The sequence below is a fragment of the Pseudomonas sp. GW456-E7 genome, from assembly GCF_059424105.1.
Window position 1 is genome coordinate 229679 of sequence record NZ_JBWKZB010000001.1, and the last position, 21536, is coordinate 251214.

Genomic DNA, 21536 nt, shown 5'->3' on the forward strand with positions numbered 1-21536 from the left:
ATTTGTATTCGACTCGGACACTGTGGGAGCGGGCTTGCTCGCGAAGGGGCCGACTCAGGCGACGATTTCGTAGCTGGCTGCCACATATACGTGCAATCGCCTTCAATCATTTTTCTGCATCGCCCGATTTTGGTGCTGTACTGCCTCCAGTAATCGAAGAAAGCGCCAGCGCTGCTGGATGGCATAAGTCTTGCGCGCTTTCCAATACGCTCAAGGCTCGCAGGAGGCACGCCGTGTCGATTCATGTCGCATTGCACCATGTCACGCATTACCGCTATGACCGCGCTGTCGAGCTCGGCCCGCAGATTGTTCGCCTGCGTCCCGCCGCCCACAGCCGCACGCGGATTCTGTCTTATGCGCTGAAAGTCTCGCCCGAACAGCACTTCATCAACTGGCAGCAGGACCCTCAGGGCAATTACCTGGCGCGACTGGTGTTCCCGGAGAAAACCGATGAATTGCGCATTGAAGTCGATCTGCTGGCAGAAATGGCGATCTTCAATCCGTTCGACTTCTTCCTCGAACCCTACGCGGAAAAGATCCCCTTCACCTATGCCGCAGATGAGCGCAAGGAACTGGCGCCGTACCTGGAAACCCTGCCCCTGACGCCGAAATTCAAGGCCTATCTGGACGGCATCGACCGCACACCATTGCCCGCCGTGGACTTTCTCGTCGCCCTCAACCAGCGCCTGAGCGAAGACATCGACTACCTGATTCGCATGGAACCCGGCGTGCAGACGCCGGAACACACCCTCGAACACGCCTCCGGTTCCTGCCGCGACTCGGCATGGTTGTTGGTGCAACTGCTGCGCAACCTCGGACTGGCGGCGCGCTTCGTGTCGGGTTACCTGATCCAGCTCACCGCCGACGTGAAAAGTCTCGACGGCCCGTCGGGCACCGAAGTGGATTTCACCGACCTGCACGCCTGGTGCGAGGTGTACTTGCCCGGTGCCGGCTGGATCGGCCTGGACGCTACCTCCGGGCTGTTTGCCGGTGAAGGACATATTCCGTTGGCCTGTAGTCCCGATCCGTCTTCTGCGGCGCCGATCAGTGGCCTGGTGGAACCCTGCGCGTGCGAATTCAGCCACGAAATGTCCGTGGAGCGGATTTGGGAAGCGCCGCGGGTCACCAAGCCCTACACCGACGACCAGTGGCTGGCGATTCAAGCCCTGGGTCGACAGATCGATGCCGACTTGCTGGAGGGCGACGTGCGCCTGACCATGGGCGGCGAGCCGACCTTTGTGTCCATCGATGACCCGGACGGCGCCGAGTGGAATACCGCGGCACTGGGGCCGGATAAACGGCGGTTGTCCGCCGAACTGTTCCAGCGCATGCGTAAACATTACGCGCCCAATGGACTGGTGCATTTCGGGCAGGGCAAGTGGTATCCCGGCGAGCAACTGCCGCGCTGGTCGCTCAATTGTTACTGGCGCCGCGACGGCGTGCCGATCTGGCACAACAGCGCGCTGATCGCTGACGAGCAACAAGACTACGGCGCCGATGGCGCGCTGGCCGGACGTTTTCTGGCGAGCGTCGCCGAACGCCTGAAAATTCCGACACGCTTCGTTTTTCCAGCCTACGAAGACAATTTCTATTACCTCTGGCGCGAAGGAATGCTGCCGCAAAACGTCAGCGCCGAAGATTCGCGTCTGGAGGAACCGTTGGAGCGGGCGCGTCTGCGCAAAGTGTTCAGCCAGGGGTTGGATAAGGTAAATGGCCAGGTCCTTCCGCTGGCGCGCACCGCCAAGGGCGATCAGTGGCAGAGCGGCCGCTGGTATCTGCGCGAAGAGCACTGCCGTCTGGTGCCGGGGGACTCGCCGCTGGGCTATCGCTTGCCGCTGGGGTCGCAACCCTGGGTGAAAGCGGCGGAGTATCCATTCATTCATGCCCAAGACCCGAATCAGGCGTTCCCACCGCTGCCTGACACCGGTCAGCTTCAGAGCCAAGGCGCAGCAGTTACAGAAGAGCGTGCGCCAAAAATCGATGAGTCCGCCGACTGGCTGACCCGCACGGCCTTCTGTGCCGAGGCGCGGGAAGGCCGGTTGTACCTGTTCATGCCGCCGCTGGAGCGGGTCGAGGACTACCTTGAGCTGGTCGCTGCCATCGAAGCCACCGCTGAAGAACTGATGTGCCCGGTATTGCTGGAGGGCTATGAGCCGCCGAGCGATCCACGCCTGAGCAACTTCCGCATCACCCCGGACCCAGGGGTGATCGAGGTCAACGTGCAGCCGTCCGCGACCTGGGATGAATTGGTCGAGCGCACCGAGTTCCTCTACGAAGAAGCGCGCCAGACCCGCCTGACCACCGAGAAATTCATGATCGACGGCCGGCACACCGGTACGGGTGGCGGTAACCATTTCGTGCTGGGCGGTGCGACCCCGGGGGACTCGCCGTTTCTGCGTCGCCCGGATCTGCTGCGCAGCCTGATCAGCTACTGGCACAACCACCCGTCCTTGTCCTACCTGTTTTCCGGATTGTTCATCGGCCCGACGTCCCAGGCGCCCCGCGTCGACGAAGCGCGCAACGATGCCTTGTACGAACTGGAAATCGCCTTCGCGCAGATGCCTGAAGCGGGTGAGGAATCTCCGCCATGGCTGGTGGATCGACTGCTGCGCAACCTGCTGATCGATGTCACCGGCAACACCCATCGCGCCGAGTTCTGCATCGACAAGCTCTATTCGCCGGACGGTGCCACCGGCCGCCTCGGATTGCTGGAGCTGCGTGCGTTCGAGATGCCGCCCCATGCCCGCATGAGCCTGGCGCAACAATTGCTGCTGCGGGCACTGGTGGCGCGTTTCTGGCGCGAGCCCTATGCACCGCCAAAACTGGCGCGCTGGGGCACGGAGCTGCACGATCGCTTCCTGTTGCCGCACTTTATCGAGCAGGATTTTGCCGATGTCATCGTCGACCTCAACGCCGCCGGTTATCCGGTGCGTGCCGAATGGTTCGCCGCGCATCTGGAGTTTCGTTTTCCCAAGGTGGGCGATTACGCCGTCAGTGGTATTGCCCTGGAACTGCGCCAGGCGCTCGAGCCCTGGCACGTGCTGGGCGAAGAGGGCGCCATGGGCGGCACGGTGCGTTATGTGGATTCGTCGCTGGAGCGTTTGCAGGTCAAGCTCAGCGGCTTGCCACCCCAGCGTTACCTGCTGACCTGCAACGGCATTCCTGTTCCATTGCAACCCACGGGGCGGGTCGGCGAATTCGTCGCGGGCGTGCGTTTTCGTGCCTGGCAACCGGCCAACTGCCTGCAGCCGACCATCCCGGTCCACGCGCCGCTGGTGTTCGACTTGCTGGATACCTGGATGCAGCGCTCGCTGGGCGGCTGCCAGTACCACGTCGCCCATCCGGGCGGGCGCAATTACGACAGCTTGCCGGTCAATGCCAACGAGGCCGAGAGCCGCCGGATGGCGCGCTTCTTCCGCATCGGACACACGCCAGGGAAACTGCCTGTACCCCCTCTGGACATTAACGATGAGCTACCGATGACGCTCGATTTGCGACGTTTCTAAACCGTCCGCGACGCTGGGATTTTTCGTCTATCCGGGCGTCACGAGCCTGCGCTAGTCTGACCGAACATTGCTGTCTACCGAGCTTTCCATGCCTGACCTGCTAGACCGCTACCCGCTGACGGCGGGCACCTATCACGAACTGCTCGACGACAGTGGCGCCGTGCGCCCGCACTGGCGCCGGCTGTTCGAGCAGTTGCAACGCAGCACGCCGGCGCAATTGGTGCAGCGCCAGGCCCTGCTGACCCGGCAAATCCAGGAAAACGGCGTTACCTATAACGTCTATGCCGACCCCAAGGGCGCTGACCGGCCATGGGAGCTGGATCTGCTACCCCATGTGATCGCTGCCGATGAGTGGCAACAGTTGTCGGCCGGCATCGCGCAGCGGGCGCGCTTGCTCAATGCCGTGCTGGCTGACCTTTACGGTCCGCAACGGCTGATTGCCGAAGGTCTGCTGCCTGCCGAGCTGGTGTTCGGTCACAACAATTTCCTTTGGCCCTGTCAGGGCATCAGCCCCCCTGACGGAGCCTTTCTGCACCTGTATGCCGTGGACCTGGCGCGTACACCCGATGGCCGCTGGTGGGTCACGGCGGACCGTACCCAGGCGCCTTCGGGTGCCGGGTATGCGCTGGAAAACCGCACGATCGTGTCCCGGGCCTTTCCCGAGTTGTACCGTGATTTGAAGGTGCAACACCTGGCGGGATTCTTCCGCACCTTGCAGGAAACGTTGGCGCGTCAGGCCCCGAGTGACGAGGACGCACCCTTGGTGGTGGTGCTGACACCAGGGCGTTTCAACGAAAGCTATTTCGAACATCTGTACCTGGCGCGTCAGCTGGGTTATCCGCTGGTGGAGGGCGGCGACCTGACGGTGCGCGATGCCACGGTCTACCTGAAGACCCTGAGTGGACTGCGCCGGGTGCACGCGATCATGCGTCGGCTCGACGATGACTTCTGCGACCCCCTGGAACTGCGCACCGATTCGGCCCTCGGAGTCCCGGGCCTGCTGGAAGCGGTGCGGCAGGGGCGGGTGCTGGTGGCCAACGCCCTAGGCAGTGGAGTGCTGGAATCGCCGGGCTTGTTGGGTTTCCTGCCGAAGATCAATCAGTTCCTGTTCGGCGAAGAGCTGATCCTGCCGTCCATCGCCACCTGGTGGTGCGGTGAAGCGCCGGTATTGGCCCAGGCCCTGGAAAAACTACCGGAGCTGCTGATCAAACCGGCGTTTCCGTCCCAGAGCTTTGCACCGGTATTCGGCCGCGACTTGAGTGAAAAACAGCGCCAGGAGCTCGCCGAGCGCATGCAGGCACGGCCATACGCTTATGTGGCGCAAGAACTTGCGCAATTGTCCCAGGCGCCGATCTGGCAAGCCGAAGACGGTCAACTGCAACCCCGGGCCATCGGCATGCGCGTGTATGCGGTGGCCAGCCGCGAGGGATATCGGGTGTTGCCCGGTGGCTTGACCCGGGTCGCCGCACAAGCCGATGCCGAAGTGGTGTCGATGCAAAGCGGCGGCGCCAGCAAGGACACCTGGGTGTTGGGCGATCGAGCGCCCAGTGGCGAGCAATGGAAGGCCCAGCGCAACATCGGCGTGCATGACCTGGTGCGGCGCGATCCATATCTGCCATCGCGGGTGGTGGAAAACCTGTTCTGGTTTGGTCGTTACTGCGAACGTTGCGACGACAGTGCCCGTTTGCTGCGCATCATGCTCGCACGCTATGTCGACGGCGACGACCCGCAAGCCTTGCAGGCCGCAGTCGATCTCGGCGAACGGCTGATGCTGCTGCCCGATGAGGGCGAATTACCCGAACGCCTGTTGGCGGCATTGCTCGGTGACGACTGGCCGTTCAGCCTGCGCTCCAATCTACAACGCTTGCAGTGGGCCGCTTCGCAGGTGCGCGGCAAGCTCTCGCGGGAAAACTGGCAGGCGCTGGTGGAGTTGCAGCGCGAAGCCATGGAGCTGGAAACCGAAGAACCGGATTTCGGCGAGTTGCTGGATTTCCTCAACCGTCTGGTGATGTCCCTGGCGGCGCTGTCCGGTTTTGCCCTGGACGACATGACCCGGGACGAAGGCTGGCGTTTCCTGATGATTGGCCGGCGGATAGAGCGCCTGCAATTTCTCAGCGGAAGCCTGGCGGCGTTCCTGCGGGGCGCCGGGGTCTTCGATCAGGCCGGGCTGGAATGGTTGCTGGAACTGGGTAACAGCAGCATCACCTACCGGTCGCGCTATCTGGCGGTCGCGCAGCTGATCCCGGTGCTCGACCTGTTGTTGCTCGACGAGCAGAACCCTCACGCCGTGTTGTTCCAGCTGAAACTGGTGACGCGCACCCTCAAGCGTCTCAATGACGACTTTGGCGTACCGCGTGAAACAGTACTGCCGCAATTGGTCGAGCGTTTGGCGCGATTCGATCTTGGCTGCCTGGAAAACCCGCTGTTCGGCGACGCCAGTGTTCGCGCCGCCATCGAAGGGTTGGCCGCACTGTTGCAAGAGATCGCCGACGCCAGCGGGCAAGTTTCCGATCGCCTGGCGCTGCGGCATTTCGCCCATGTCGACGATGTCAGCCAGCGCACGGTGTCCGTGTGATGAGCGCCCGCTACCAGATTTTCCACGACACCCATTATCACTACGACAGCCCGGTGTCCCTGGCCCAGCAACTGGCGCATTTGTGGCCACGGCCTTGTGCCTGGCAGCGCTGCACCGACCGGCAATTGCAAATCAGCCCACAGCCGACCTCGCGTCGCGATGAGCTGGATGTATTCGGCAATCCGCTGACCCGGCTGGCATTCGAGCGTCCCCACGATGAGTTGCTGGTCAACGCCAGTCTCACCATCGAAGTGTTGCCCCGACCTGTGCCGGACTTCAGTGGGTCTGCGGCGTGGGAAGACACACGAAGCGCGCTGACCTACAGCAGCCAACCGTTGTCGCCAGAGTTGCTCGAAGCCTGTCGATACCGGTTCGAATCGCCGTATGTGCATTTGAAGAAAAACTTCGTCGAATTCTCGCAAAGCTGTTTTCCACCCGGTCGACCGTTGTTGCTCGGCGTGCAGGCGCTGATGGAGAAAATCTTCAGCGAATTCACCTTCGATGCTGAAGCTACCCAAGTGGCGACGCCACTGGTGGAAGTGCTGGAGCGCCGACGCGGGGTCTGTCAGGACTTTGCTCACCTGATGCTCGCTTGCGTGCGTTCCCGTGGATTGGCCGCGCGCTATATCAGCGGCTACCTGCTGACCCAGCCACCACCGGGCCAGCCACGGCTGATCGGTGCCGATGCGTCCCACGCCTGGGTATCGGTGTTTTGCCCGGTGTCGGGGTGGGTGGATTTCGATCCGACCAACAATGTGCAGCCGGCGCTGGAGCACATCACCCTGGCCTGGGGCCGGGATTTTTCCGATGTGTCGCCGTTGCGGGGGGTAATTCTGGGAGGAGGGAACCACGACCCGGAAGTTCGGGTAACCGTGATGCCACTGGAATAACGAAAATCAACTGTGGGAGCGAGCTTGCTCGCGATAGCGGTGTGTCAGTCAGTTTGATATTAGATGTGCAGCCTTCATCGCGAGCAAGCTCGCTCCCACAGGGAATTACGGTGTGTTTGAGTCATACGATCGGCCTGTGAGGATCGGCAGCCAAGCTGCCAATCCATTACACAGATCCGGTGGGCCAGATCAGATCAACCGGCCCGGAGGTTCTCAGGCGTCGGGCGTCGAGTCTTTCGGTGCATCAACATCGTCTTCTGCCGCCACTTCACCCTCAGGGTTCAGTGCCGCTTCTTCAGCTGTAGCTTTCTTGCGCTGAAGCTTTTCCTCTTTCTTCTGCTCCTTGGCCAAGTCTCTCTGACGTTTGGCGAAGGAATAATTAGGTTTAGCCATGGGCGATCCTCTGGGGTCGAAGGTGAGGTTGAGCGGCGCATATTCTGCCCTGTATCGGTACCGAGCCGTTAGCTGGGTTTTTGCTCGGCCCACTTTGGCGCTACGGACGGTTGCCAGGCATCCAGAGCATCGAGCAGGTTTTGCGGCGATTCGCTCACTTGCAGCATGTCACGGTGCTGCCCGCGAACGAAGCCTTCGCCGACGATGTGATCAAGAAAAGACGTCAATTTGCTGTAGAAACCGTTCACTTCCAGCAATCCCAGCGGTTTTCCGTGGTAGCCGAGTTGGCCCCAGGTCCAGACTTCGAACAGTTCTTCGAGGGTGCCAAGGCCACCGGGCAGCGCGATAAAGGCATCGCTGAGTTCGGCCATCCGCGCCTTGCGCGCGTGCATGCCATCGACAACTTCCAGGCGGGTCAGGCCGCTGTGGCCGATTTCCTTGTCCTTGAGGCTTTGCGGGATGATGCCGATCACTTCACCGCCGGCCGCCAGGGCCGCATCAGCGACGATGCCCATCAGCCCCACGGCGCCACCGCCATACACCAGGGTCAGCTTGCGTTCGGCCAGGGCCTGGCCAAGGGCCACGGCGGCCTCGCGGTAAGCCGGGTGGGTGCCGGTGCTGGCGCCACAAAATACACAAACGGATGTTAAAGACATGCCTTGCTCCATGGTCGATCAGGGCCACAGAGTAAAGGCAGGCGCGCGTCACTCCAAGGGCTAGACTTGGTGTTTTGGCGTTTCGTACGTACCGCTGGCGCCGCAGGCGTAGGCGGCCAGCAAACTGCACAACAGGCTGTTGATCGACATGACAGGCATTCCATTTGAAGGGGGACGGCCTGATGATAGGCCCGGGCCAGACACTTGGCCGGTAGATATTTCGTATCGGTGCCATAGCGCGAAAGTTGTATACAATTTTTGATTCAAGTCATATGAACTTGCGAAGTTTTCAGGCAGTCTTCTGTTTATTCGCGATTTCGTTAACCCTGCCTTGGAGATTCACCATGTTTGCCAAACTTGTTGCGGTATCCCTGTTGACACTGGCCAGCAGCCAATTGATGGCTGCCGAGTGCAAAGTCACTGTCGACTCCACCGACCAGATGTCTTTCGACACGAAGGCCATTGAAATCGACAAGAGCTGCAAGACGTTTACCGTGGAACTCAAGCACTCCGGCAGCTTGCCGAAGAACGTCATGGGCCATAACTGGGTGCTGAGTAAAGAAGCCGACATGCAGCCGATCGCCACCGATGGCCTGAGCGCCGGCATCGACAAGAACTACCTGAAAGAAGGCGACGCCCGTGTGATCGCCCACACCAAGATCATCGGCGCCAAGGAAACCGATTCGGTGACCTTCGACGTGTCCAAGCTCGCGGCCGGTGAAAAGTACGGGTTCTTCTGCTCGTTCCCGGGCCACATCTCGATGATGAAAGGCACCGTGACCCTGAAGTAATCAGGTAAACCGCGTCATCGTTCTTCGCGAGCAGGCTCGCTCCCACATTTAGACCGCGATCAAATGTGGGAGCGAGCCTGCTCGCGAAGGGGCCAGAAGCATCGACGCATGCTTTGGCCCAAGAAAAAGCCCGCTGAAGCTCAACACTTCAGCGGGCTTTTTCATTCACTCACGCTTCAAGGCGCAAACGGCATCACACGCTTGTGATGGGTCTTGTTGTAGGTGTCGCAAATGATCTTGAACGCTTCCTCACGCACTGGATGGCCGTGCAGGAACGCGTCGATCTCGGCATAGGTCACGCCGTGGGAGGCTTCGTCCGGTTTGCCGGGCGACAGGTCTTCAAGGTCCGCCGTCGGGACTTTTTCCACCAGCGATTCCGGCGCGCCGAAGCTGCGGGCGATGGAGCGGACCTGGTTTTTCACCAGACCGCTCAGTGGCGCCAGGTCGCAGGCGCCGTCACCGAACTTGGTGAAGAACCCCATCACCGCTTCCGCCGCGTGATCGGTGCCGATCACCAGGCCATGGGCCGCGCCGGCGATGGTGTACTGGGCGACCATGCGCATGCGCGCCTTGGTGTTGCCGAGCACGAAGTCCACCGACACCGCATGTTTGCCTTCGAAGGCCGCCACTTCATTGGCCAGGGCCTTGACCGCCGGACCGATGTTCACGGTGTGACGCTCGTCCGGCTTGATGAAATCCACCGAAGCCTGGGCGTCGTGTTCATCGAACTGGGTTTCGTAGGGCAGGCGCACGGCAATGAATTTGTACGCGGCATCACCGCTGCGCTGGCGCAGTTCACGCACGGCTCGCTGGGCAAGCAGGCCGGCGGTCAGGGAGTCGACACCGCCACTGATGCCCAGGACCAGGGTCTTGAGCCCGGAGTTGACCAGGCAGTCCTGAATGAAGGTCACCCGCCGGGCGACTTCGGCCTCAAGGGCGGCTTCGTCGGCGAATGGCGGCTGGACCTTGAGCTGTTCAGCAATCTCACGCTGTACGGCTTGCATGAATTCACTCCTTGCTTGATGGACTTGAAAGGGCGGCAGGTACTTGGAAAACGTGTCGCAAGTACGCGACGAAATTCGGGTCTTTGCAGTGCGTCTTGCCGGGCTCGTCCGAGATCTTCGCCACCGGCTGGCCGTTGCAGGCGGCCATTTTAAGCACGATGCTCATCGGTTCGACACCCGGAATGTCACAGGTCAGGTTGGTGCCGATGCCGAAGCTGACATTGATCCGACCGCGCAACGCCCGGAATATCTCCAGGGCCCTGGGCAGGGTCAGGCTGTCGGAGAAGGTCAGGGTCTTGCTCATCGGGTCGATGCCCAGCTTGTGATAGTGGGCGATGGCTTTTTCCGCCCAGACCACCGGATCGCCCGAGTCGTGGCGCAAACCGTCGAAAAGCTTGGCGAAAAACAGATCGAAATCGCCGAGGAAGGCATCCATGGTGATGCAGTCGGTCAGGGCAATTCCCAGCAGGCCACGGTATTCGCGGACCCAGCAATCGAGTGCGGCGATCTGGCTGTCGATCAGCCGCGGGCCGAGCTGCTGGTGGGCCATGATCCATTCGTGGGCCATGGTGCCCAGGGGCTTCATGTCCAACTCCCGGGACAGGTGCACGTTGCTGGTGCCGACAAAGCGTCCGGGGAAGTCGTGCTTGAGCACATTCACCACTTCTTCCTGTACGCGATACGAGAAGCGGCGGCGCGTGCCGAAATCGGCCACCTGCAATTCGGACAATTCATCACTGCTGGCGTTGGCACTCAGCCAGTCGAACTTGCGGTAGAGCTGCTCGCGGGCCTGCTCCAGTACGACTTCGCGGTAGCGATAACGATTGCGTACCTCGCTGACCAGCGCCAGCAGCGGCACTTCGAACAGGATCACATGCAGCCAGGGGCCGCGCAGGCGGATGACCAGCTCGCCGTTTTCGATACCGGTGTGGAGGTAGCGCAGGTTGAAGCGAAACAAACCGAGAAAGCGCAGGAAATCCGGCTTCAGGAAGCTGATGCGTTCCAGAAAGCTCAATTGATCGGCGCTCAGGCTCAGTTCGGCCAGGCGCTCGATCTGGAAACGGATCTCCGCCAGGTAGGGGCGCAAATCCTCGCCGTTACGGCAACGAAACTCCCATTCGACTTCGACGTTGGGGTAGTTGTGCAGCACCGCCTGCATCATCGTCAGTTTGTAGAAGTCGGTGTCGAGCAGGTTCTGCACGATGCGATCGGCAAACACACTCTCGCTCATAACGGGGGTTCTCCACATTGAATAGAGCTAGTGGCGCACAACGGTGGTGGGGATTGCCAGCAATTTTTCAGACTGCCCCAGATCCTTGTGGGAGCGAGCTTGCTCGCGATAGCGGACTGACAGGCAATTCAAGTATTGAATGTAATGACGCCATCGCGAGCAAGCTCGCTCCCACAGGGAATGTGAAAAGGCTCAATGTTGTGGAGCCTCCGGGCTATCGATCTGCTCCAGCATCCACTTCACAAAGTCCCGCACCTTCGGCACTTCCGCCGAATGCTCCGGGTATGCAAGGTAATAGGCATCGCTGCTGGGCATTGCATGCTGCCAGGGAATGACCAGCTTGCCGTCGGCCAGTTCCTCCTCCACCAGAAAGCGCGGTAGCAGCGCCACGCCGCAGCCAACCTGGGCGGCGCGGATGCACATGTAAAAGGTTTCGAAACGCGGGCCGTGGTAGCTGTGCTCGGTGTGGTAGCCCTGGTGGTCGAACCAGTCATGCCAGGCCTGGGGGCGGGAGGCGTTTTGCAGCAGGACCAGGTCGGTCAGTTGCGTCGGGTCGGTGAACGGCGTGTCCGGCAGGCTACCCGGGGCACACACTGGCACCAGCTCTTCGCCGAACAGCTTCAGGCATTCGGTGCCTGGCCGCGAGCCCTGGCCGAAGTAGAACGCCAGGTCGCTGCGACCTTGCAGCAGGTCGTCGGCTTCCTGCTCGCTGCACAGGTCCAGATGGATCGACGGGTGCCGCAGACGCCAGCCTTTCAGGCGCGGTACCAGCCAGCGCGCGCCGAAAGTGGGCGGCGTCGAAACCCGCAGGACTTCGGTTTCGCCACCGTAGGAACGCAGGTAATGGGTCGACATCTCGACCTGAGTGAGGATTTTTCGCACTTCAACCAGGTACAGATCGCCGGCCGGCGTCATCTGCAGGCGGCGGCGCACCCGGCGGAACAGCAGGTGCTGCAACAGCTCCTCGAGTTGCGCGACCTGTTTGCTCACGGCGCTCTGGGTCAGGTTCAGCTCTTCGGCAGCCCGGGTGAAGCTCAAATGTCGGGTGACGGCTTCGAAGCACTGCAGCGCAGCGATCGATGGCAGGTAGCGTTTATTCAGCATGGGCGGTCCTTGGTTCTTGTTTCTTATTGCCAGCAATGCACAGCATGAATAAACGGAATGATATCTCTCTTAAAGGTCGTTTGTTGAGTAACCTCCGGGCAGCTAAAACTACAGGTCTGATCAGCCGTGAATTTCCGGCTGCACGTGTTCTGTCTTTTGCTTGAGGAGTGACCCATGGTTGCCGCATTGCTTGATCGTCTAGGTGTGAACCCGGCCCTGTACCAGAACGGCAAAGTGCCGGTGCATTCGCCGGTCGATGGCAGCAGGATCGCCGCCGTGAACTGGGAAGGCGCGGCTGAAGTCGAGCAGCACATCAGTCGCGCAGATCATGCGTTCGAACTGTGGCGCAAGGTTCCGGCACCGCGCCGTGGTGAGTTGGTGCGTCAATTCGGTGAAGTGCTGCGCGAATACAAGGCCGACCTCGGCGAGCTGGTGTCCTGGGAAGCCGGCAAGATCACTCAGGAAGGCCTGGGTGAAGTTCAGGAAATGATCGACATCTGCGACTTCGCCGTCGGCCTGTCCCGTCAACTGTACGGTTTGACCATCGCTTCCGAGCGCCCAGGCCACCACATGCGTGAAACCTGGCACCCGCTGGGCGTTGTCGGGGTGATCAGTGCCTTCAACTTCCCGGTTGCGGTCTGGGCCTGGAACACCACGCTGGCGCTGGTGTGCGGTAACCCGGTGGTGTGGAAACCGTCGGAAAAGACCCCGCTCACCGCGCTGGCCTGCCAGGCGCTGTTCGACCGCGTCGTGAAGAACTTCAGCGATGCGCCTGCGAATTTGTGCCAGGTAGTGATCGGCGGTCGCGATGCCGGCGAAGCCTTGGTGGACGACCCACGCGTAGCCCTGATCAGCGCCACCGGCAGCACCCGCATGGGCCGCGAAGTGGCACCGAAAGTGGCCGCGCGCTTTGCCCGCAGCATTCTCGAACTGGGCGGTAACAACGCCATGATCCTCGGCCCGAGCGCCGACCTGGACATGGCCGTTCGCGCGATCCTGTTCAGCGCCGTCGGCACCGCCGGTCAGCGCTGCACCACCCTGCGTCGACTGATCGCTCATGAATCGGTGAAAGAAGAAATCGTCACCCGCCTGAAAGCCGCTTACTCGAAAGTGCGTATCGGCCATCCGCTGGAAGGCAACCTGGTCGGCCCGCTGATCGACAAGCAAAGCTTCGACAACATGCAGGATTCGCTGGAGCAGGCCTTGAGCGAAGGCGGCAAAGTCTTCGGCGGCAAGCGTCAGCTGGAAGACCAGTTCCCGAACGCTTACTACGTGTCGCCGGCCATCGTCGAAATGCCGGAGCAGAGCGATGTGGTCTGCCACGAAACCTTCGCCCCGATCCTGTACGTGGTCGGCTACACCGACTTCCAGGAAGCGCTGCGCCTGAACAACGCCGTGCCACAAGGCCTGTCCTCGTGCATCTTCACCACCGATGTGCGTGAAGCCGAGCAGTTCATGTCGGCGGTGGGCAGCGACTGCGGCATCGCCAACGTCAACATCGGCCCGAGCGGTGCGGAAATCGGTGGCGCGTTTGGCGGCGAGAAAGAAACTGGCGGCGGTCGTGAATCCGGCTCTGACGCATGGCGCGGCTACATGCGCCGCCAGACCAACACCGTGAACTATTCGCTGGAGTTGCCGTTGGCTCAAGGGATCACCTTCGACTGAGTCTGTAGATGATCCCCTGTAGGAGCTGCCGAAGGCTGCGATCTTTTTGAAACAAAATCAAAAGATCGCAGCCTTCGGCAGCTCCTACAGGGGAATGATGTGTTTGTTAGGTTTCTGTTGGAGTCTGGCAATGCCGTTACGCGAAGAGTGTCTGTGGGAAAAACTGACGCCGCAGAGGCCGGACAATTCGGCCCTCAAGGGTGAGGTCACGGTGGATGTCTGCGTCATCGGCGCCGGGTTTACCGGTTTGTCGGCGGCGGTGCATCTGCTGGAGCAAGGCAAGACCGTTTGTGTGCTGGAGGCCCATCGTGCCGGCCATGGTGGTTCGGGGCGCAACGTCGGGCTGGTCAATGCCGGGATGTGGATTCCCCCGGACGAGATCGAAGCCGGGTTCGGCACTGAGGTCGGCAGCCAGCTCAACCGCATGCTTGGGGCGGCGCCATCCCTGGTGTTCAGCCTTGTGGACAAATACAACATCGATTGCCAGTTGCGCCGCGAAGGCACGCTGCACATGGCGCACAACGCCCGTGGCGAAGCCGACTTGCGCAGTCGTGAAGAACAATGGAAACGTCGCGGTGCGCCGGTTGAGCTGCTCACTGGTCAGGCCTGCGAGCAAGCCACCGGCACGAAAAAGATCGCCGCGGCATTGCTCGATCGCCGCGCCGGCACGCTCAACCCGATGGCCTACACCACCGGGTTGGCCAAGGCGGCTATCGGCCTGGGTGGTCAATTGTTCGATCATTCCCCGGTCACCCGCCTCGAACGCCAGGGCCAGCGCTGGTCGGTGCAAACCGCCCAGGGTTCGGTGATGGCCGAGAAAGTGGTGATTGCCTCCAATGCCTACACCGAAGGCGACTGGACGGAACTGCGGCGCAATTTCTTCCCCGGTTATTACTATCAGGTGGCCTCGGTGCCGCTGACCGAAGAAGCCGCCCGGCAAATTCTGCCCGGTGGCCAGGGTTCCTGGGACACCCGACAGGTGCTCAGCAGTATCCGTCGAGATAAAGACGGTCGCCTGTTGCTTGGCAGCCTGGGTAATGGCAATCAGAAGCCGACCTGGTTCCTCAAGGCCTGGGCCGACCGGGTGCAGCAGCACTATTTCCCGTACCTCAAGCCGGTGGAATGGGAGTGCACCTGGACCGGCCGCATCGCCTTCACCCCCGATCATTTGATGCGCCTGTTCGAACCGGCACCCGGTTTGGTGGCAGTCACCGGTTACAACGGGCGGGGCGTGACCACGGGAACGGTGGTCGGCAAGGCCTTTGCCGATTACCTGTGTAACGGAAATCCTCAAGCGCTGCCGATTCCTTTCGCGCCCATGCAGCCATTGGCCGGGGTGGGGTTGCGCAGCTGTCTGTACGAGGCGGGATTCTCGCTGTATCACGCAGGCCAGTGCCTGCGGATCGTGATCTGAATGTTGATTTTTGCAGTGGGGAAGCGGCGCTTTTTCGATCTGCAGCTAGCCTGTAGTGGTGCGGGTTGTAGCAGTCTCGCACCAGCAGTGTGCACTTCGGTGACGCACGTTGTTACAGGCTGGTTGCACGTCGTTTAAAGCCGCGGTTGCAATGATGGCGCAGGCGGGTTGCGCCTCAAAAAAATTATGGTTTTACCTTCCGCGGTTTAGACGGTTGCACGCCCAATGAAAATGGGATCGAAACAGTCGAAATAACAAGAAAGCAGCGACTTTTTTCAGAATAAAAAACCGATGGCACGGCCCTTGCTCTGAGCATTCATTGAAGTCGCAGTGCCAATTAAAAAAACCATGGAGCACCACCTCATGTCCCAGACGTTTTACAAGAAAGGCTTTCTGGCCCTCGCAGTGGCAACTGCGCTGGGTGTTTCTGCGTTTGCTCAGGCTGACATCAAGATCGGCGTAGCGGGACCAATGACAGGCGCCAACGCGGCATTTGGCGAACAGTACATGAAGGGTGCACAAGCGGCGGCCGATGCGGTCAACGCGTCGGGCGGGGTCAACGGGGAAAAAATCGTACTGGTCAAGGGCGATGACGCCTGCGAACCGAAACAGGCTGTAACGGTCGCCAAGGACCTGACCAACCAGAAAGTCGCCGGCGTGGTCGGTCACTTCTGCTCCTCGTCGACCATCCCGGCTTCCGAGATCTACGACGAAGCAGGCATCATCGCCATCACTCCAGGCTCCACCAACCCGGCTGTGACCGAGCGCGGCCTGAGCGCCATGTTCCGTATGTGCGGGCGTGACGACCAGCAAGGCATCGTGGCCGGCGACTACATCGTCGACGTGCTCAAGGGCAAGAAAGTGGTCGTGCTGCACGACAAGGACACCTACGGTCAGGGCCTGGCGGATGCCACCAAGGCTCAGCTTGAGAAGCGTGGCGTGAAGCCTGTGCTGTATGAAGGCCTGACCCGTGGCGAGAAAGACTTCAGCACCATCGTGACCAAGATCCGCGGCGCTGGCGCTGACGTCGTCTACTTCGGTGGCCTGCACCCGGAAGCCGGTCCTCTGGTGCGTCAACTGCGTGAACAGGGCCTGAAAGACGTCAAGTTCATGTCCGACGACGGCATCGTGACCGACGAACTGGTGACCACCGCTGGCGGTCCGCAATTCGTTGACGGCGTGCTGATGACCTTCGGCGCCGACCCACGCCTGCTGCCAGACAGCAAGACCGTGGTAGATGCCTTCCGCAAGGCCGGTACCGAGCCTGAAGGCTACACCCTGTACGCCTACGCTTCGGTCCAGGCCCTGGCGGCAGCCTTCAACGGCGCCAAGTCCAACAAGGGCGAAGAAGCGGCCGCATGGCTGAAGAAGAACCCGGTCAAGACCGTCATGGGCGAGAAGACCTGGGACAGCAAGGGCGACCTGAAAATCTCCGACTACGTGGTTTACCAGTGGGACAAGGACGGCAAATACCACCAGCTGGAAAAACAGAAGTAAGGGCTGACTCGATCACCTGAACCCCACTGATCCCTTGTGGGAGCGGGCTTGCTCGCGAAAAACGTCAACGATGACGCGTGTTTGCTGGTTCAACGCGTTGTCCTCAGGTTCTTCGCGAGCAGGCTCGCTCCTACAGGGGGCGGTGGTGGCCAGCCTGATCGTGGTTGTCATTGCTCCGACGTATATCTGTATTTTCCTTAGAAGAACCGCACAGCCACATGTGCAGGTTCTCATTGCGTGAGATTGCGTTATGGATGGTATTTTCCTGCAGCAACTGGTCAACGGCCTGACCCTCGGGTCGGTCTATGGCCTGATCGCCATCGGCTACACAATGGTCTATGGCATCATCGGCATGATCAACTTCGCCCACGGCGAGGTTTACATGATTTCCGCTTACCTCGCGGCAATCAGTCTGGCTCTGCTGGCTTACTTCGGTATCGAATCCTTCCCGCTGCTGATGCTCGGCACACTGATCTTCACCATCGTCGTCACGGCGGTGTATGGCTGGGTCATCGAGCGTGTCGCCTACAAACCCCTGCGCAACTCCACTCGACTCGCACCGCTGATCAGTGCGATCGGTATCTCCCTGATCCTGCAAAACTACGCACAGATCTCCCAGGGCGCGAAGCAACAAGGCGTTCCGACATTGCTCTCGGGTGCCTGGCGCGTTGATATCGGTACCGGTTTCGTTCAGTTGACCTACACCAAGGTCTTCATTCTGGTCGCCGCGTTTGTCGGGATGGCCGCGCTGACCTACATCATCAAATACACCAAGCTCGGCCGCATGTGCCGTGCAACCCAGCAAGACCGCAAGATGGCTTCGATCCTGGGGATCAACACCGATCGGGTGATTTCCTACGTGTTCATCATCGGTGCAGCGATGGCGGCCCTGGCCGGCGTGCTGATCACCATGAACTACGGCACATTCGACTTCTATGCCGGCTTCATCATCGGGATCAAGGCGTTCACCGCCGCGGTGCTCGGCGGGATTGGCTCACTGCCCGGCGCAATGCTCGGCGGGATCATTCTCGGGATTTCCGAGTCGCTGTTTTCCGGTCTGGTGAACTCGGACTACAAAGACGTTTTCAGCTTCTCGCTGTTGGTCCTCGTTCTGGTCTTTCGGCCTCAAGGCCTGCTCGGCCGTCCTCTTGTGTCGAAGGTGTAAGCGATGTCTTCAACCACTAAAAAAACCATTGATATCAAAAAAAGTCTGGTTGACGCGATTCTTGCCGGCCTCATTGCCCTGATTGTGTTCGGGCCGATTGTCGGCGTCGTTCTCGATGGCTATGGCTTCAACCTGGAAACCACCCGGGTGGCGTGGATCGTGGCGATCGTCATGGCCGGACGTTTCGCCCTGAGCATGTTCCTGCAGACAGCCCAGGGCCTGAAAATCCTCGAAGGCTTTGAATCGACAGGCTCCGGGGTGCATGTGCTGGCACCTGACTACAAGTCGCGGTTGCGCTGGATCATCCCGCTGGTCATCTTGATTGCCGTGGCGCTGCCGTTTTTCTCCAACTCCTACCTGCTGGGCGTGGTCATCCTCGGGCTGATCTACGTACTGCTGGGGCTGGGGCTGAACATCGTGGTCGGCTTGGCCGGCCTGCTCGACCTCGGTTACGTGGCGTTCTACGCCATCGGCGCCTACGGCCTGGCACTCGGTTACCAATACCTCGGGCTGGGCTTCTGGACGGTGTTGCCGCTGGCGGCGATCATCGCCGGCCTGGCCGGTTGCATCCTCGGTTTCCCGGTGCTGCGCCTGCACGGTGACTACCTGGCGATCGTGACCCTGGGCTTCGGTGAAATCATTCGCCTGATCCTCAACAACTGGTTGTCGCTCACTGGCGGCCCGAACGGCATGCCGGCACCGCTGCCGACTTTCTTCGGCCTGGAGTTCGGCAAACGAGCCAAGGACGGCGGCGTGCCGTTCCATGAGTTCTTCGGCATCGCCTACAACCCCGACGTGAAGTACTACTTTATCTACGCGGTGCTGTTCCTGGTGGTGCTGGCTGTGCTGTACATCAAGCATCGCCTGACCCGCATGCCGGTCGGCCGCGCCTGGGAAGCCCTGCGCGAAGACGAAATCGCCTGCCGCTCCATGGGCCTGAACCACGTATTGGTCAAGCTCTCGGCATTCACCATCGGTGCCTCGACGGCCGGTCTGGCCGGGGTGTTCTTCGCCACCTACCAGGGCTTCGTCAACCCGACCTCGTTCACCTTCTTCGAATCGGCGTTGATCCTCGCCATCGTGGTACTGGGGGGCATGGGTTCGACCATCGGCGTGGTGATTGCAGCATTCGTGCTGACCGTCGCTCCGGAACTGCTGCGTGGCTTCGCCGAGTACCGCGTGCTGCTGTTCGGCATCCTGATGGTGTTGATGATGATCTGGCGACCGCGCGGCCTGATTCGGATCAGCCGTACCGGTGTGACGCCGCGTAAAGGAGTAGCGCCATGAGCGAAGTCGTACTCTCCGTAGAGAAGCTGATGATGCACTTCGGCGGCATCAAGGCGCTGAATGATGTGAGCCTGAAGGTCAAGCGCAACTCGATCTTCGCCCTGATCGGCCCCAACGGCGCCGGCAAGACCACGGTGTTCAACTGCCTGACCGGGTTCTACAAGGCCTCCGGCGGCAAGATCGAACTGAACGTGCGCGGGAAACAGACCAACGTCATCCAATTGCTGGGCGAATCGTTCAAGCCGACCGATTTCGTTTCGCCAAAAAGCTTCATCACCCGGCTGCGCTACAAGATGTTCGGCGGCACCCACCTGGTGAACCGTGCCGGCCTGGCGCGGACGTTCCAGAACATTCGCCTGTTCAAGGAAATGTCGGTGCTGGAAAACCTGCTGGTGGCCCAGCACATGTGGGTCAACCGCAACATGCTGGCCGGCATCCTCAACACCAAGGGCTATCGCAAGGCCGAAAGCGATGCGCTGGACCATGCCTTCTACTGGCTGGAAGTGGTGGACCTGGTGGACTGCGCCAACCGCCTGGCCGGTGAACTGTCCTACGGCCAGCAGCGCCGCCTGGAAATCGCCCGCGCCATGTGCACCCGTCCGCAGATCATCTGCCTCGACGAACCGGCCGCCGGCCTCAACCCTCAGGAAACCGAAGCGCTGAGCGCGATGATCCGGCTGCTGCGCGATGAGCACGATCTGACCGTGGTGCTGATCGAACACGACATGGGCATGGTAATGAGCATTTCCGACCACATCGTGGTGCTGGACCACGGCATCGTCATCGCCGAGGGTGGTCCCGACGACATCCGCAACGACCCGAAAGTGATTGCCGCGTACCTGGGCGCCGACGAAGAGGAAGTGGTATGAGCAAACCCATCCTCGAACTCAAGGACCTGGACGTGTTCTACGGCCCGATCCAGGCCCTGAAAGGCGTCTCGCTGCACATCAACGAAGGCGAAACCGTCAGCCTCATCGGCTCCAACGGCGCCGGCAAGTCGACCCTGCTGATGTCGATCTTCGGCCAGCCACGGGCCGCCGACGGGCAGATCCTTTATCAGGGCGTGGACATTACCCACAAGTCGTCCCACTACATCGCCTCCAACGGCATCGCGCAGTCGCCGGAAGGGCGGCGGGTGTTCCCCGACATGACAGTCGAGGAAAACCTGCTGATGGGCACCATCCCTATCGGTGACAAGTACGCCAAGGAAGACATGCAACGCATGTTCGAGCTGTTCCCGCGGCTTGAAGAACGGCGTACCCAGCGGGCGATGACCATGTCTGGCGGCGAGCAGCAGATGCTTGCCATCGCCCGCGCCCTGATGAGCCGGCCCAAGTTGTTGCTGCTCGATGAGCCGAGCCTGGGCCTGGCGCCGATCGTGGTGAAACAGATCTTCGCGACCCTGCGAGAACTGGCCAAGACCGGCATGACCATCTTCCTGGTGGAACAGAACGCCAACCACGCCCTGCGGTTGTCGGACCGGGCGTACGTGATGGTCAACGGCGAAATCCGCATGACCGGCACCGGCAAGGAGCTGCTGGTCAACGAGGATGTGCGTAACGCTTATCTCGGCGGGCACTGAGTTTCAGTGGGTTATACACAAGCCCCAGCGCGCAATCGCCGGGGCTTTTTTTCATCTCCCAAACACCACTAAACCCTGTGGGAGCGAGCTTGCTCGCGATAGCAATCTATCAGCCAATATTGATGTTGACTGACAAACCGCTATCGCGAGCAAGCTCGCTCCCACAGGGTTTTTGGCGTGCCTCCGGGAAATTGTGGAAAACAATATTCAAGAGCTCCCGAAGCGCGACATAAAGCCGCTGCAAATAGTTGTTTTGTCACGGTTTTGACTTGTCCCCGTTTGCTGTGGAGCCGGCTGTGAATAACGTGGGAGTAGCTGGCTGCAGGCCTTTTAAACCGTGGCTTGCAGAGCTGTGGTTGTTTTTTGATCATGTGTTTTTGCGCAGCTTGCAGGCCGCTTTGTCAACCTTTTTGTTCGGGGCGCAACTGCGTGAAATCGACGTGGACAAGCCTGTGGATAAGTCTGTGATTAAACTCTGGAAAGACCCGGCTGAAGGCCGTGGTTACTGGCTTGGCGCCATCGCTGGTTTGACCCGTCAGTCATGAAAATTGCCAGGGGCTACACGGCAGGCTATTGAGGGTCAAGCAAAAAAGTTTCAAAAAGCCGCGCAAAGCCTTGTGGATAGCGGCTTGCAGCTTTTCCACTTGCCCCCAAAGACTGTGGACCGGCCTGTGGATAACGTGCGCGCACATGGCTGCAAGCCAGGCTGGCCGAGGGCTTGCGAGAATTGTTCGTTTTTTGTACAGAAAGGGCGGTTGCCGCTATGGGCAAGGCCG

Annotated in this window: 17 protein-coding genes; 12 read left to right on the forward strand and 5 right to left on the reverse strand. The window is 60.6% G+C overall.

Annotation, left to right across the window (positions count from 1 at the left end; genetic code table 11):
- Positions 1-233 precede the first annotated feature (233 nt).
- The 3 genes from AC07YV_RS00990 to AC07YV_RS01000 all read left to right on the forward strand — a co-directional run bounded on the left by AC07YV_RS00990 (position 234) and on the right by AC07YV_RS01000 (position 6971).
- Entirely contained in the window at positions 234-3506 is a 3273-nt protein-coding gene (locus AC07YV_RS00990) for a transglutaminase family protein (protein WP_102698665.1), read from the forward strand.
- Positions 3507-3594: 88 nt separating this feature from the next.
- Complete coding sequence (locus tag AC07YV_RS00995; RefSeq protein WP_102698666.1) at positions 3595-6081, forward strand: circularly permuted type 2 ATP-grasp protein; 2487 nt, start codon at positions 3595-3597, stop codon at positions 6079-6081.
- Positions 6081-6971 carry a transglutaminase family protein gene (locus tag AC07YV_RS01000; RefSeq protein ID WP_102698667.1) on the forward strand — a complete coding sequence of 297 codons (891 nt, stop codon included), beginning with the start codon at positions 6081-6083 and terminating at the stop codon, positions 6969-6971. The genes AC07YV_RS00995 and AC07YV_RS01000 overlap by 1 nt, the downstream gene beginning before the upstream one ends.
- 213 nt (positions 6972-7184) lie before the next feature.
- On the opposite strand, the gene AC07YV_RS01005 is transcribed toward AC07YV_RS01000, so the two are convergent.
- Together AC07YV_RS01005 and AC07YV_RS01010 are read right to left on the reverse strand one after the other, a co-directional pair.
- A complete protein-coding gene (locus AC07YV_RS01005; protein ID WP_102698668.1) occupies positions 7185-7364 on the reverse strand; it encodes a hypothetical protein in 180 nt (59 codons plus the stop codon).
- A 68-nt stretch (positions 7365-7432) separates the two neighbouring features.
- Positions 7433-8020, reverse strand: a complete 588-nt coding sequence (locus tag AC07YV_RS01010) for a cytokinin riboside 5'-monophosphate phosphoribohydrolase (RefSeq protein ID WP_102698669.1) — start codon at positions 8018-8020, stop codon at positions 7433-7435.
- 344 nt (positions 8021-8364) lie between these two features.
- On the opposite strand from AC07YV_RS01010, the gene azu reads away from it, so the two are divergent.
- The gene (azu, locus tag AC07YV_RS01015) at positions 8365-8811 is read left to right on the forward strand and encodes an azurin (protein ID WP_015093240.1); all 447 of its coding nucleotides are present in this window, start codon (positions 8365-8367) and stop codon (positions 8809-8811) included.
- A gap of 176 nt (positions 8812-8987) precedes the next feature.
- On the opposite strand, the gene nadE is transcribed toward azu, so the two are convergent.
- From nadE to AC07YV_RS01030, 3 genes are all read right to left on the reverse strand, one after another.
- Complete coding sequence (nadE, locus tag AC07YV_RS01020; protein WP_102698670.1) at positions 8988-9815, reverse strand: NAD(+) synthase; 828 nt, start codon at positions 9813-9815, stop codon at positions 8988-8990.
- A 4-nt stretch (positions 9816-9819) separates the two neighbouring features.
- Positions 9820-11046: a nicotinate phosphoribosyltransferase gene (gene pncB / locus AC07YV_RS01025; RefSeq protein WP_007973300.1), complete on the reverse strand. Its 1227-nt coding sequence runs from the start codon at positions 11044-11046 to the stop codon at positions 9820-9822.
- A gap of 192 nt (positions 11047-11238) precedes the next feature.
- Positions 11239-12150, reverse strand: coding sequence for a LysR family transcriptional regulator (locus AC07YV_RS01030; protein WP_102698671.1), 912 nt, complete (start codon positions 12148-12150; stop codon positions 11239-11241).
- Between the two features lie 174 nt (positions 12151-12324).
- Between AC07YV_RS01030 and amaB the strand changes: the two genes are divergently transcribed.
- The 8 genes from amaB to AC07YV_RS01070 all read left to right on the forward strand — a co-directional run bounded on the left by amaB (position 12325) and on the right by AC07YV_RS01070 (position 21305).
- Complete coding sequence (gene amaB / locus AC07YV_RS01035) at positions 12325-13815, forward strand: L-piperidine-6-carboxylate dehydrogenase (RefSeq protein WP_102698672.1); 1491 nt, start codon at positions 12325-12327, stop codon at positions 13813-13815.
- Between the two features lie 130 nt (positions 13816-13945).
- Positions 13946-15229 carry an L-pipecolate oxidase gene (amaA, locus tag AC07YV_RS01040; protein ID WP_015093244.1) on the forward strand — a complete coding sequence of 428 codons (1284 nt, stop codon included), beginning with the start codon at positions 13946-13948 and terminating at the stop codon, positions 15227-15229.
- A 363-nt stretch (positions 15230-15592) separates the two neighbouring features.
- Positions 15593-16726, forward strand: a complete 1134-nt coding sequence (locus tag AC07YV_RS01045) for an ABC transporter substrate-binding protein (protein ID WP_102698673.1) — start codon at positions 15593-15595, stop codon at positions 16724-16726.
- A gap of 250 nt (positions 16727-16976) precedes the next feature.
- Complete coding sequence (locus AC07YV_RS01050) at positions 16977-17891, forward strand: ABC transporter permease subunit (RefSeq protein ID WP_008048116.1); 915 nt, start codon at positions 16977-16979, stop codon at positions 17889-17891.
- Positions 17892-17894: 3 nt separating this feature from the next.
- Entirely contained in the window at positions 17895-19178 is a 1284-nt protein-coding gene (gene livM, locus AC07YV_RS01055) for a high-affinity branched-chain amino acid ABC transporter permease LivM (RefSeq protein WP_102698674.1), read from the forward strand.
- Positions 19175-20047, forward strand: coding sequence for an ABC transporter ATP-binding protein (locus tag AC07YV_RS01060; protein WP_102698675.1), 873 nt, complete (start codon positions 19175-19177; stop codon positions 20045-20047). The genes livM and AC07YV_RS01060 overlap by 4 nt, the downstream gene beginning before the upstream one ends.
- On the forward strand, positions 20044-20760 hold the full coding sequence (locus AC07YV_RS01065; protein ID WP_007979701.1) for an ABC transporter ATP-binding protein: 717 nt from the start codon (positions 20044-20046) through the stop codon (positions 20758-20760). Before AC07YV_RS01060 ends, AC07YV_RS01065 begins: the two co-directional genes overlap by 4 nt.
- A 296-nt stretch (positions 20761-21056) precedes the next feature.
- Entirely contained in the window at positions 21057-21305 is a 249-nt protein-coding gene (locus tag AC07YV_RS01070; RefSeq protein WP_102698676.1) for a hypothetical protein, read from the forward strand.
- Positions 21306-21536 lie beyond the last annotated feature (231 nt).